This window comes from Rhodanobacter soli, from assembly GCF_040548735.1.
Classification (GTDB): domain Bacteria; phylum Pseudomonadota; class Gammaproteobacteria; order Xanthomonadales; family Rhodanobacteraceae; genus Rhodanobacter; species Rhodanobacter soli_A.
On sequence record NZ_JBEPSD010000003.1, the window covers coordinates 1 to 13,325 of the forward strand.

The 13,325-nt window shown below is 66.2% G+C and carries 4 protein-coding genes and 1 pseudogene; 3 read left to right on the plus strand and 2 right to left on the minus strand.

Annotated features, from left to right (window positions below):
- Window positions 1-234, plus strand: a pseudogene (locus tag ABIE04_RS14160) (glutamine--fructose-6-phosphate transaminase (isomerizing)); the annotation flags it as partial.
- 86 nt (window positions 235-320) lie between these two features.
- Window positions 321-446, plus strand: coding sequence for a hypothetical protein (locus ABIE04_RS14165; RefSeq protein WP_354551506.1), 126 nt, complete (start codon window positions 321-323; stop codon window positions 444-446).
- A 3-nt stretch (window positions 447-449) separates the two neighbouring features.
- Here the strand turns inward: ABIE04_RS14165 and ABIE04_RS14170 are convergent, their stop codons facing one another.
- Both ABIE04_RS14170 and ABIE04_RS14175 read right to left on the minus strand, forming a co-directional pair.
- A complete protein-coding gene (locus tag ABIE04_RS14170) occupies window positions 450-2,126 on the minus strand; it encodes a ShlB/FhaC/HecB family hemolysin secretion/activation protein (RefSeq protein WP_354551508.1) in 1,677 nt (558 codons plus the stop codon).
- Window positions 2,127-2,170: 44 nt separating this feature from the next.
- Entirely contained in the window at window positions 2,171-11,740 is a 9,570-nt protein-coding gene (locus tag ABIE04_RS14175; RefSeq protein WP_354551511.1) for a GLUG motif-containing protein, read from the minus strand.
- 481 nt (window positions 11,741-12,221) lie between these two features.
- On the opposite strand from ABIE04_RS14175, the gene ABIE04_RS14180 reads away from it, so the two are divergent.
- Window positions 12,222-13,277: a helix-turn-helix domain-containing protein gene (locus ABIE04_RS14180; RefSeq protein ID WP_354551514.1), complete on the plus strand. Its 1,056-nt coding sequence runs from the start codon at window positions 12,222-12,224 to the stop codon at window positions 13,275-13,277.
- Window positions 13,278-13,325 lie beyond the last annotated feature (48 nt).

Genomic DNA, 13,325 nt, shown 5'->3' on the forward strand with positions numbered 1-13,325 from the left:
CTGCAGGAAGTGCGCGCCCGCGGCGGCCGCCTGATCGTGTTCGCCGACGGCGCCGCCGGCATGGGCGACATGGCCGACCATGGCGTCATGTTGCGTGTGGCCTCCGGCGGCGCCTTCATCGCCCCCGCCGTGTTCACCGTGCCGCTGCAACTGCTCGCCTACCACGTCGCCGTGCTGCGCGGCACCGACGTCGACCAGCCGCGTAACCTGGCCAAGTCGGTGACGGTGGAATAGCGCGAAGGAGAGCACCCTGTGCGCGACTGTTCTTCGCGATAACCCCTTCCAGGAGCGGCGGTGCCTCAGGCGCGGCCGTAAACATCATGGAAACGCATGATGTCGCCTATCGCCCGGATAGCTGCTGGATTGCTCTCGACATGGCCAGCTTCGGCATGAGGCTGCGTGTCGAATACGGCGGCCGTTTCATCGCGCTCGCCGTATTCATTTGACACTCAGAACCCCCTGGCCACCTGCAGCCACGCACGTGCACTGCCGCGCTTGCCCAGCAACGCCGGGACGGCGCCGATCGGCGTGGCCAGTTGCACCTGCAGTTGCCAGGGGCTGGTGCCGATCCAGTTGAAGCCCACGCCGGCGCTGCTGAGGTTGGCGCGATTGGGGTCGCGAGTCCACGGCTCGGCATTGACGCGCAGGCTGCCGTGGTCGACGAACAGACTGCCTTCGCAGTGGCCGGCACAGTCGAACGGCAGGTCGTGGCGCAGCTCCACCGTGCCGAGCCAGCCGCTGGCACCGGCGATGCTGGAGACGTCGTAGCCGCGCACGCTGTTCGACCCGCCCAGCAGGAACTGCTCGGAGGAGTCGAGGTTGCGGTTGCTGTGCTGACCACTGAGGCTGACGTAGAGACGGGTGGTGGCGCTGAGGTTTTGCAGGCGGGTGAGGCTGGCGTTCCAGTGGGTGTAGCTGCCCTGCGTGCGTGCGGTGGCGGCATCGGCCGCCTGCGCGGCGACCTCGTCGAAACCGAGCCGGCCGTGGCCGACGCTGAGGTTGGCACTGGTCATGCCGCCGCCGGCCCACAGGTCGCCGTGCTGGCTGACGACGCTGGCGGTCCAGTGGTCGCTGTGGCGGTCGTTGCGCAGGGCGGTGGTGTCGATGCGATCGCGAAGTTGTTTGCGGTCGAACTGCAAACGGACGTCCAGACGGCTATTGCGTGTGCGCACAAGCGGCTGCACCAGCGATGCACTGGAAACCTTGGCGGTGCCGTGCGCATCCAGCGCATCGAGCGGACCGCCCAGCGCATAGGTCAGCATCGAATACGCCGCGCCGAGCCGGGTGCCGTGGCCGTTCAGGGTGAACTGGTAGCCCAGCCGGCCGTAGCGCATGCCGTGACCGGAAGAAAGTGCGCCCACGCTGAGCTGGTCGCCGTGGCGCAGCGGGTTGTTGAGGTCGAGATAGGTGCCCACGCGCAGGCGGCCGGTGTAGCGGCTGCCGGCGGTGTCGGCGACCACTTGGCCTTGCAGGGTGGGCCCGGCGTCGGCATGCACGTCGAGAGTCGAGGTGCCGGTTTGCGCGCCGGGACGAAGCGTGGCGTGAGGTTCCGCGCCGGGCAAGTCGCCGAGCAGCAGCAGGCTGGTATCCAGCGAGGATTGGGTGACTACCTCGCCGGGGCGCAACGGTGCCAGCGTGGCGCGCAGCAGGCCGTCGCTGACGCGGCTGCGGTTGTCCAGCTGGATCTGGTCGTAGCGCGCCTCGACCACCTGCAGGCGCACCGTGCCGCCGCTCAACGTCTGCGCGGGTACCAGCGCGCGTGCCAGCGGGTAGCCATGCGCGTGGTAGTAATCGGTGATCCGCTGCGCCAGCGTATTGAGTTGGGTCAGGGTCTGCGTTTTCCCTTCGCCGTCGGCGACTAGCGCGCGCAGCGTGGTGCTGTCGAAAACGGTGTTGCCTTCGAGCTGCACATGCGTCACCGCAAACGGGGTGGCGTCGTCGATGGTGTGGTTGGCCGGCGATTCGATCACCAGGCCGGGTTCGGTGGCCGGCTTCTCCGTGGGCTTCGGCGGCACCTGCTGCAGGATCTGGCCGCTGTTGGGGATCGTCTGCGCCGGCGTGGCCAGCGGCAGGGCGAACAAGGCCAGCGCCAGCGGCGAGAGACGGAAGCGGGAAGACACAGACATGCAGCAGTCCTTGCGGTGGGCGGATAACGAACGAGGGAGAAGGCTCACGGCAGGCGCACCCCGCCACCGACGACGCGCACGTCCGGGGCATGCGGGGCATTCGCGTCATCGTCCGGCGATGTCTCGTCCTGTTGCAGCCCCGCCACGATGGTGGTGACGACGCGGGACGCGCTGCCATTGATGACCTGCAGTGCCGTGGCATTCTCCGGCGCCTGCTCAAACAGATAGTTGAGCGCGGACAACCCGCTGCCGTCGATGGCGTACAGCCCGGCCGGGCTGGCCGCGGTGGCCGGGGTCTGCCATGTCAGCGCGCCCTCGGTGGCATCGGCGAGCGTGTCGCCACCGACCAGACCGGCCACGGCACCGCTCAAACCGCCCGGCATCTGTCCGGTCTGGAAGTGGGCGGTATCCGCGCGGTACGTCAGCGTCGCGGGCGTGACATCGGCGGTCGTGGTCGCGGTGGCGTTGAAGCCGTAGTTGTTCGCGTCGCTGCCGCTGGCAGTGATGCCGTTGACCGTGACGGTCTTGCCGGTGCCGGCATTCTTATCGGCGAAGCTGCCGGTACCGGTGAAGTTCACCGTGTCACCGGACAGTACACCGGCACTCGCCAGCGCGACCGCATCGGCGGTGGTGCCGTCATAGACCTTGTTGCTGCCGGTTGCGGCAACGGTGATGCCGAGCTGGCTGATGTCGGCGGTGGTGTTCGCCGTGGTGTTGAAGCTGTAGTTGCCGGCGTCGGTGCCGCTGGCGCCGATGCCACTGACAGTGACCGTCTTGCCGGTGCCGGCGTTCTTGTCGTCAAAGGCCGCCGAGGCGTTGTCGAAGGTGACTACGTCGCCCGCCACCAGGCCAGTCGCGCCCAGCGCCGCAATCGTCGCGGCGGTGCTGCCGTCGTAAACCTTGTCCACGCCGGTCGCATTGATCGTGATCGTCTTGGCGGTGATGTCGGCGGTGGTGGCGGCCGTGGTGTTGTAGCTGTAGTTGTTCGCGTCGCTGCCGCCGGCGGCGATGCCGGAGACGCTGACGGTTTTGCCGGTGCCGACATTCTTGTCGGCGAAGCTGCCGGTGCCGATGAAGTTCACCGTGTCACTGGACAGCACGCCGGCACTCGCCAGCGCGACCGCATCGGCGGTGGTGCCGTCGTAGACGCGATTGATGCCGGTCGCATCGACCGTGACGCCGAGCGCGGTGATGTCGGCGGCGGTGTTCGCGGTGGTGTTGTAGCTGTAGTTGTTCGCGTCCGCGCCCGTGGCGGCGATGCCGCTCACGCCGACCGCCTTGGCGACACCGACGTTCTTGTCGGCGAAGGCACCGGTGCCGCTGAAGTTCACCGTGTCACCGACGAGGAGGCTGGTGCTGGCCAGTTTCACCGCATCGGCCGTGGTGCCGTCATAGACCTTGTCCGCGCCGGTCGCGTCGACCACGATCGCCCGTTTGGAAATATCGACGGTGTCGTTGCCGCCGGCGAGGATGTAGTTTGCGGCGTCGCCGGTGCCGTCGCTCAGGGTCAGGGTGCCGAGGGTGAAGCTCTTCCCGTTGCCGACGTTCTTGTCGGCCATGCTGCCGGTACCGGACAGGGTCAGTGTCTCGTTGCCGACCAGGGCGCCGAGCACGAGATCGCCGGCGTCGACGGCGGCACTGCCGTCATAGACGCGCGAGCCACCGAGGTCGACCACGTAGGGCGCAATCGTGCCCGCGGCGGTATGGGTGGCAATGATGTAGTTGCCGCCGCCGTTGCCGTCGTCGAGGACGTAGCCGGCATCGACGCCGAGCGTGCTGGCGTTCGTGCCGAGCACGTTCTTCGAGGCGAAGCTCTGGGTCAGGCCGGCGAGGCTGTCGCCGGCCAGCAGGCCGCCGAACGTCACCATGCCGGCGGAGTCCGTCGTGCCGTCGTAGGCCTTGCTGTCGCCGGCGGCCGACAGGGTCAAGGTGGCCGGGGTGATCGTCAGCGTTCCAGCCGTATAGTCGATGTCGTAGCCCATCTGGCCCGAATACGGGCTGAGGTCGAGCGCATGGTTGCCGACGTTGCGCGCGCCAAGGCTGGCACCAGCGCTACCCAGGATCAGTGACGCATCGACACTGGCCGAGGGCAGCCAGAAGCCCGGCGTCAACGTGCCGTAGGTGTAGTTCGAACTGGTCTGGTCGCTGCCGTTGTAGACCAGGCTGACATTGTCGCTGCCCAGTGCCAGCGGCGTCATGAACGCGCGCAGCAGCGGTGCGGTATGCCCTGCGTAGGTGCGCCACGCTGACGTGCTGCCGCCGGCGGTGGCGATGCCCCAATAGGTGAATCTGGCAGGGTCCATCATCTGCGCGGTGGTCAGGCCGGTGACATCACCGTAGCAAGAGCAGCCATACGTCTGGCCGGTGGTTTCCATGTCCCAGTAGCTGCCGATGATGCTGCTGCCACCGCTCCCGACTAGCCCGCCGAGATAGTTTCTGCCGCTGACTGCGCCGGTGGCATAGGCTTGACTGATCGAGCCAGTTTGACCGAGCCCGACCAACCCGCCGACGTAGTCGACACCGCTGACCGCGCCAGTGGCATAGGTCCGGCTAATGCTGCCGGAGCCGAATCCGACCAGTCCGCCGACGTAGTTGCCGCCGTTGACTGCGCCAGTGGCATAGGCCTGGTCGATCATGCCACGGTCGTTCCACCCGACCAGGCCACCAACCCTGTTGGCGGTGCCGCCATTGACCGCGCCGGTGGCATAAGCCTGGCTGATCGCGCCAAGTACATTGGCCCCGACCAAGCCGCCAAGAGGGCTGTTGCCGCTGCCCGCGGCACCGCTGACCGTACCGGTGGCGTAGGCTTGGCTGATCGTGCCTTTGTTGTACCCGACCAGGCCGCCTGAATAGGAGCTGCTGTTGACCGCGCCGGTGGCATAGGCCAGGTTGATGGTGCCAGTGTTGTATCCGACCAGGCCGCCTGAGTAGGAGCTGCTGCTGACCGCGCCGGTGGCATAGGCTTGGTTGATGGTGCCGTCGTTGTACCCGGCCAGACTGCCGACTTCACTCCGGCCTGTCGTGCTACCGCTCAGCAGGCCGACGTTGCTGATCGTGCTGCCGGTGCTGGTATAACCGAACAGGCCGACGTTGTCTTGCGTTGGCCGGTTGATGGTCAAGTCGCTGATGGTGTGACCCAGGCCATCGAAGGTGCCGGTGAACTGTGTGGTGCTGTCGCCGATGGGCGCAAAAGCCGCGCCGGCGTTCCAGCCCGTCGCGGCGCTGGCATCGATGTTGTTGCTCAAGGTGAAGCTGTCACCCAGCAAGGTACCCACGCCTTGCAGGCCGTAAACGTCGGCCAACTGATACGGAGTAGCACTGCTGCCATCACCACCCAAAGCGCGCACAAAGCTGCCGCCGGCCAGGGTGAAATCGGTGGCACTGAAAGTGGGCAAGGTCGCGCCGATCTGATTCCAGTTGCCGCCGCCGAGCACGAAGCTGGCCACGTTGAGCGCATGGGTATCGGTAATCGCGCCGCCGCTGTTCAGACGCAGGGCGTCGCCGCTGAGCGCACCCATGATGTTGATGTTGCCGGCGGTGGCAATCGCCAGCGTGCCGCTGTTCCAGCTGGCGCCGTTGTCCAGGCGCACCTCGCCCGCGGCGCTGCCCGGCGTGCTGATGGTGCGGCTCGCGCTGCCGATCAGGTCATAGCCCTGCTGCGTGGAATACAGGCCGGAGAGATCGGCATTCGAAGAGGCGGTGTAGCCGCCGCCAGCGGTCAGGCCGGCAAGCGTGAGGGTGTCGCCGCCGGTGACGCTACCGAAAATCTTTGGGTCCGTAGGCACAGTCACGCTGGCGATATTTGCCAGTGCCGCGCCGCTGCCGTCGAAGTCCGGCTGCGCGTTTACCGTGTAGGGCGTCAAGAAGACGCTCAACAGCGGCGTGGTGTGGCCTTCATAGATACGCCAGACGGCACCGGTGCCACCGATGGCGGAGATGCCAGCGTGGCAGCCGCCGCTACAGGTGAAGGGGATGCTGTTGAAGCCGCCAAAGCTGCCGATCTGCAGCATTTGCGCGCTGGTCAGTCCGATGGCGCCGGCTGTGTAGGCGCCGGCACTGCTCTGGCCTGAGGTTTCCGTATTCCAGTAGACGCCTTGGAGTGTAAAACCATTATTTTCCCCCACCGACCCGCCCGAATAATCACCAAGGGTGCCGGAAACGTGACCGGTGGAGTAGGCATTGCTAATGGCACCGGGGCGGGGAAGGCCGTAGTTCTGCCCTACCAGTCCACCCAAGTACATACCGAGTAGACCGCCGTCAACATTACCGGTGGCGTAGGCATTGGCGATCACACCTGACTTGCCGCTTTCCCCGTTCCTACCCACGAGCCCGCCTGCCCACATAGAACCGCCATCGGGATCAGTCGCGAGATTGCCGGTGGCGTAGGAGGTCTCAATATAGGATGAGTTCTGCCCCACCAGCCCACCAACGTAATTGGCACCGCCGCCAGAACCGACGCCTGCACTGATGTTACCGGTCGCATAGGTATTCGAGATAAGGCCATAGCCATACAGGCTCCCATTGCTACCCGCCAGCCCACCAACGTATTGGCCGAAGTACGAGAGGTTGATATTGCCGGTGGCGTGGACATTCTTGAGAGTGCTGCCGTTGTAGCCCACCAGCCCGCCAATGTAAGAACTGCCAGCGACAACGCCGCTGACATTTCCGGTGGCATAAGACTGGCTGAGGCTACCGGTGCCGCCGAAATAGCCCACCAGCCCGCCAATATAGTTATTACCACTGACCGTGCCGGTGGCGTAAGCATTGCTGATATTGCCGGAACTGACTTGTCCCACCAGCCCGCCGACATAATCGGCACCACTGACACTGCCGCCCACCAAACCGATATTGCGCAGCACGGTGCCGCCGACAGAACCGAACAACCCCACGTTGTTTTGCGTTGGCCGGTTGATGGTGAGGCCGCTGATGGTGTGACCCAGGCCATCGAAAATGCCGGTGAACTGTGTGGTGCTGTTGCCGATGGGCGCGAAGCCCGCGCCACCGTTCCAGCTCGCTGTGGCGCTGGCGTCGATGTTGTTGCTCAAGGTGAAGCTGTCGCTCAGCCGTGTGCCCATGCCTTGCAGGCCATAGAGATCGGTGAGCTGCCAAGGATTGCCGCTGCTGCCGTCACCGCCGAGGGCGCGCACAAAGCTGCCGCCAGCCAGGCTGAAGTCGGTGGCGTTGAAGGCAGGCAACGTCGCGCCCAGCTGCTGCCAGTTGCCGCCGCCGAGCACGAAGCTGGCCACGTTGAGCGCATGGGTGTCGGTAATCGCGCCGCCGCTGTTCAGACGCAGGGTGTCGCCGCTGAGCGCACCCATGATGTTGATATTGCCGGCGGTGGCAATGGCCAGCGTGCCGCTGCTCCAGCTGGCGCCGTTGTCCAGGCGCACTTCGCCCGCGGCGCTGCCCGGCGTGCTGATGATGCGGCTCGCGTTGCCGATCAGGTCGTAACCCTGCTGCGTGGAATACAGGCCGGAGAGATCGGCGTTCGAGGTGGCGGTGTAGCCGCCGCCAGCGGTCAGGCCGGCGAGCGTGAGGGTATCGCCGCCGAAGACGCTGCCAAGAATCTGCGCATCCGTGGGCACGGTGATGTTGCTGCTGGCGATATTCGCCAGCGCCGCGCCGCTGCCGTCGAAGTCCGGCTGCGCGCTTGCCGTATGGGGTGTGAGGAAGGAACGCAGTAGCGGCGCGGTGTGGCCTTCGTAGATGCGCCAAACGCTGCCGGTGCCGCCTTGGGCGTCAATGTTCGCGCCCCAGCTTGCAAAGGAGGCAAGCTGCATCATCTGCGTCGTGGTATAGCCGGAAGCACCGCTGCCACAACTGGTGCCACCGCAGCCTTCGGTTTGGACGGTGGTTGTCGTGTCCCAGTAGCTGTTGCCGACCGTGCCGCCGGTGCCACCGTCGTTGAAACCCACCAGGCCACCGACATGGCTTTTACCCGTCACCGCGCCCGTGGCATAGACGTTGGTGACCACGCCGTCGTTACTGCCCATCAGGCCGCCGACATAGTCGTCGGCCGCCGTCGCCGCGCCCGTGGCGTAGGCGTTGTTGACCATGCCAGCATTACTGCCGATCAGGCCGCCGACATAGTCGGTGGCACCCGCGAAGCTGCTGGTCGGGTTGGTGCCCCCTGTCGCCGCGCCGGTGGCATAGACGCTGGCGACCGCCCCCGTGTTACTGCCGATCAAGCCGCCGACATAGTAGTAACCCGCCGTCGCCGCGCCCGTGGCATAGGCGCTGGTAATCGCGCCCGTGTTATCGCCGATCAGACCGCCGACATAGCTGCCGTAACCCGTCGCCGCACCTATGGCATGGGCGTTGGTGATTGCACCGGTGTTATTGCCGATCAGGCCGCCGACATAGCCGTACCCCTTCACCGTGCCCGTGGCATGGGTGTTGGTGATGGTGCCGGCGTTATTGCCGATCAGACCGCCGACATCGCCGACGGAACCAGTCACCGAGCCCGTGGCATAGGCGTTGGTGATCGTGCCCGTGTTACCGCCGATCAGGCCGCCGACATAGTTGTCGTAACCAATCACCACGCCGGTGGCGTGGACGTTGGTGATCGTGTCGCCGTCACCCTGACCCACCAGGCCGCCGACATAGCCACCGTGGAAAGACTCATTGCCGGTTACCGCGCCCGTGGCGTAGGCATCGGTGATCGTGCCGTTGCTGCTGCTGCCCACCAGGCCGCCGACGATAGAGCTGCCCGTTACCACGTTCGTCGCGTAGGCGTTGTCGATCGTGCCGCCGTCGTTCTCGCCCACCAGACCGCCGACATGAATTTTTCCGGTTACCGCGCCCGTGGCGTAGGCATCGGTGATCGTGCCGCTGCTGCTGCCCACCAGGCCACCGACGAAGTCGTTGCCCGTCACCACGTTTGTCGCGTAAGAGCTGGTGATCGTGCCGCCGACCTCCTGTCCCACCAGACCGCCGACATAGTCGCTGCCCGTCATCGCTCCGCCCAGCAGGCGCACGTTGCGCAGGATGCTGCCGTTGCCCGCATAGCCAAACAGGCCCACACGGTTTGTGCGATCGATACTGAGGCCGCTGATGGCGTAGCCCAGGCCGTCGAAAGTGCCGGTGAAGCCGTCGCCACCGTTCAGTACATTTCCCGCGCCATCCGTACCCAGCGGCACGAAGCCGGTGCCTCCGTTCAAACCGCTGGTGTCGCTGGCGTCGATGGCGTTGCCAAGCACATAGCGGCCGCCCAGGTTGGCCTGCATGGCCTGCAGATGGTCCAGACCCAGGACCACGGTGTACAGGCGGGCACCGGTGGCGTCCGGCAGGTCGTTGCGGGTGAACACCTGGTTGCCCGCCCAGCCCAGCATGTACGGCGTGGTCTGGTTGTCGCCGTTGCCCCAGATGGCCGGATCGAAACCGGCCGGCAGGGAGGCGATCAGTTGCTGCGTGGTCAGCCCCGTGACGCCGGCCGTGGCGGCCTGGCTGGCGGTGTCGGTGTCCCAGTAGCCGTGGGTGATCGTGCCGGCGCTGACGCCGACCAGGCCACCACCACTAGCGCCAGAGGTACCGCTGCTCGTCGCGCCCGTGGCGTAGGCGTTGGTGATCGTGCCGAGGTTGAACCCCACCAGGCCGCCAACAGCGTAACCGCCGGACGTCACCGCGCCGGTGGCGTAGGCGTCGGTGATCGTGCCGCTGTTGCTGCCGACCAGGCCGCCGGCTGCACCTAGCGAATTGGGGGCGCTGACGTCCGTCACCGTGCCCGTGGCGTAGACATGACTGATCGTGGCGTGGTTATCGCCCACCAGATTGCCGACCAAGCCATTGCCCGTTATCGCGCCACCCACCATGCCCACGTTGCGCACGATGCTGCCGGCTTGCGTCAGGCCAAACAGACCCACCTGGCTCTGGCCAGGTCGATTGATGGTGAGGCCGGTGATGGTGTGGCCCAGGCCGTCGAAGGTGCCGGTGAAGCCGAGTACCGGCGCGAACCCGCCGCTCCAGCCGGCCGTGGCGCTGGCGTCGATGTCGGCCCCCAGCACGTAGTAACCGCTGTTGCCCATCATCAGCAGATCGGCCGCGCCGAGGTTACTGGAATCGCCCAGCCCGGTGATGATGGTGTAGTCGATGGCGGCCCCATCGTTGCCGAGCGTGGTGCTGAAGCTGCCGGTGTCAGCCAGATTGATCGGCGCGTTGACGTTGTAGGTCGATGTGTTGCCCGCGGCAGGGTTGGCCTGCCCGTATGCCAGTGCCAGCCCTGCGGTGCCGCTGGCGTTCATGGCGGCGTTGACGTTGATGTTGTTCAGGGCATTGAGGGTGAGCGTGTTGGCGTTCCAGCTCACCGTGTCGTTGACGTTGATATTGCCTTGCGTACCCGCGCTGCCGTCGGTGGATTGGATGGTGACGTTGCCGCCGCCCAGCTGGCTGCTGAGCGTGGCACCGGTCATGTCCCCGCCGCTGACGGCGATGGTGAAGTCGGTGGGATCGATCAGCCAGGTGCCGGCATTGCCCGCGGCAGCCAGAGTGGTGATCTTCGTGGCGTCGGCCACCTGCACCTGTGCGGCCGAGGTTTCGATGAAGCCACCATTGCCGCCGTCCGGCGCGCTGGCGTCCAGCGTGCCGTCTACGCGCGTGGTGCCCGCGGCCATGCCGCCGAGCAGCACGATCTTGCCGGCGCGGTTTTCGACTGTCCGCGCCTGGATCGTGCCGGTGTTGTTGACCACGCTGGCCAGCAGGGAATCCTTCGCGCCGGCGCTCATCAGCACCTGGCCGCCGTCGGCGACGATCAGCTGCCTGTTCTCGGCCAAGGCATTCAACGTGCTGGCGTCGATCTGCATGTCGAGCAGATGGTTGCCGTCGAAACTCAAAGTGACCGCACTGCCGCCGGCCAGCGCCACGCTGCCGGCAGGTGCGTGGATCGCACCCTGGTTGGACACGCTGTGGCCGAGCAGGGCCACGTAGCCGCCGGGTGCGGCGGTGAGCGTGCCGCGGTTGGTTACGCTGCCGCGGCCCGCGCCGGCAAAATGCAGCGCGCCGCGACCCAGTTCGCTATCGCTGACGTCGAGCGTGCTGGCGACCAGGCCGCCCACGTTGACCTGCGCGCTCTTGCCGAACAGCACACCGTTGGGGTTGATCAGGAACACCTGGCCGTTCGCGTTGAGATGGCCGAGGATCACGCTGCCGTTGGGGTCGGCGATGCGATTGACGGCGATCGCCTGCGCATTCGGTTGCAGGAAGTTGACCGTATCTTGCGCGCCGATGTTGAAGCTCAGCCAGTTGAGCGACAGGCTCTGGCTGTTCTGCTGGATGGTGGTGAGGTGATCGCCGTAGTCGATACGGCCGCTGCCGGCGGTGACCTGGCCGCCGGTGGGATGGGCTGAAGACACCACCGGCGCGATGACCGTCGGCGCGAGCGCCGCACGCGCGGTGACGATGGCCGCCGCCGGACGGGCGGCATCGATCGCCGTGATGCCGGCTGGCGCGGCAGCGAGAGCCAGCATGGGCAGGCTCAGGGGTAGCGCGGCCCACCAGACCGAGCGTGCGCGGCTCGGCGTCGAGGTACGCCCGGCCTTGCCGCGACCGCGGGCAAGTTCGGAGACGACCAGCCAGGTGCGATGGACCTGGCTCCAGACCAGCCGGTAGATGTGATTCACGCGATTCCCCCGTGGTGCAACGCAGATATCCCCGGTGCAAGATCTTCTTGAGCAGGCTCGAATGACCGGGTTGGTTAGCGGCGAATTTTGCGCGCGAAAGCACAGGCGACTTGATCGGCTGTCTCACTTGGGAAGGGAAGGTTGGGGAAATCTCGAATAACCGCCTTTTTGTTCGTCATTCCCGCGAAGGCGGGAATCGCTTTGCGACCGCAAGGCCAAAGTGGATGAGCGGCTCGCTGGTGGAGCGATGCCCGCCTTCGCGGGAATGACGACATGGGGGAACGAGGTTTTTCGTGGGTAAGACGACAGGCGGTAGCGAGTCGGCACGCCGGGTCTGGCGCTGGTTCGAGGCACCAGCAAGCCTAAGCGCCAGCGCGGGAGGGTGTTACGGCACGCCACGGCAGGCGGCGACATGCGGGGGTAAAAGCGGGTGCGCGGGCGCGCGTCCTGTAGCATGGGCGTGCGCGGACGGGGGCCCGGGATGACCAGCAACAGCACAAGCCATGCCGAAGTCGAGGCAAACGCTTCCGCGCCGATCCACCACCACTTCAGCACGTGCGACATCGCACGAACGCAGCAGCTGGTGGCGTGGCGCGATCAGACCTCCTCCTTTCTCGACATAGCGGTTTCGCACGCACAGGTGGCCGACGGGTTCCGCGCCACGCTCGACCATTACCGGGTCGGTGGCATGACGTTTCTCGACGCCTGCACCGACCCGACCACGCAGACCCGCACAGTGGCGCGCATTTCCACGGACGTCATGCGCGATTATGTTTTCCACGTGCTGGTGGGAGGCGGCGTCGAAACCACCACGGGCCTGTATCCGCGGCGCAAGGCACTGCAATCCCGGCCGGGCATCCTGGCGCTGGACATGAACCAGCCGATGCGCATGGAGCGTGAGTGCAGGAGCCGGGTCATGGCCTTGTTCCTGCCGCGCGCCGTGGTGGAGTCGGTGCTGCCCGATGCGGAGTCGCTGCATGGCCGCGTGATCGACTACACATCACCACTCGCACGCCTGTTTCTCGGCGAACTGGAGGTGCTTTCCAGGAACGTCGGCGCGATGAGCGAGGCCGAGGTCCGCGTGATGATGACCACATGCGCGCGCCTGATCGTCGGGGCCTTCGCCAAACAGAGTGGCCTGAGTGGCGACGCGCGCGCGGCGGTCCGCGCGGCGGTGTTCGGCAGCGTACGACGCCATGTCGAGCAGCACCTGCACGAGCCGGGGCTGTCGCTGGAAAGCATCGTCGGCGCGTCACAGCTGTCCCGCGCCACACTGTACCGCTTGTTCGAGCATGAGGGCGGACTGGCCGCCTACATCCGCAATCGCAGGCTGCGCGAGGCCGCGCACGAACTCATCAAATTCCCGCAGGCACCGGTCGTGGAGATCGCCTACGGGCTCGGGTTCAAGAGTGCGGCGGACTTCAATCATGCGTTCCGTCGCGCCTATGACATGCCACCCCGGGACTTCCGCGGTCTGGCTGGCTTGCCCGAAAACCGGGCGCCAGGCCGGCCGGCCCTCGCCGCCATCACACCGTGAGTGGCAAAGGCCCGGATGCCTGGCCGCCCAGGCTTTTGTGGGTGCGAC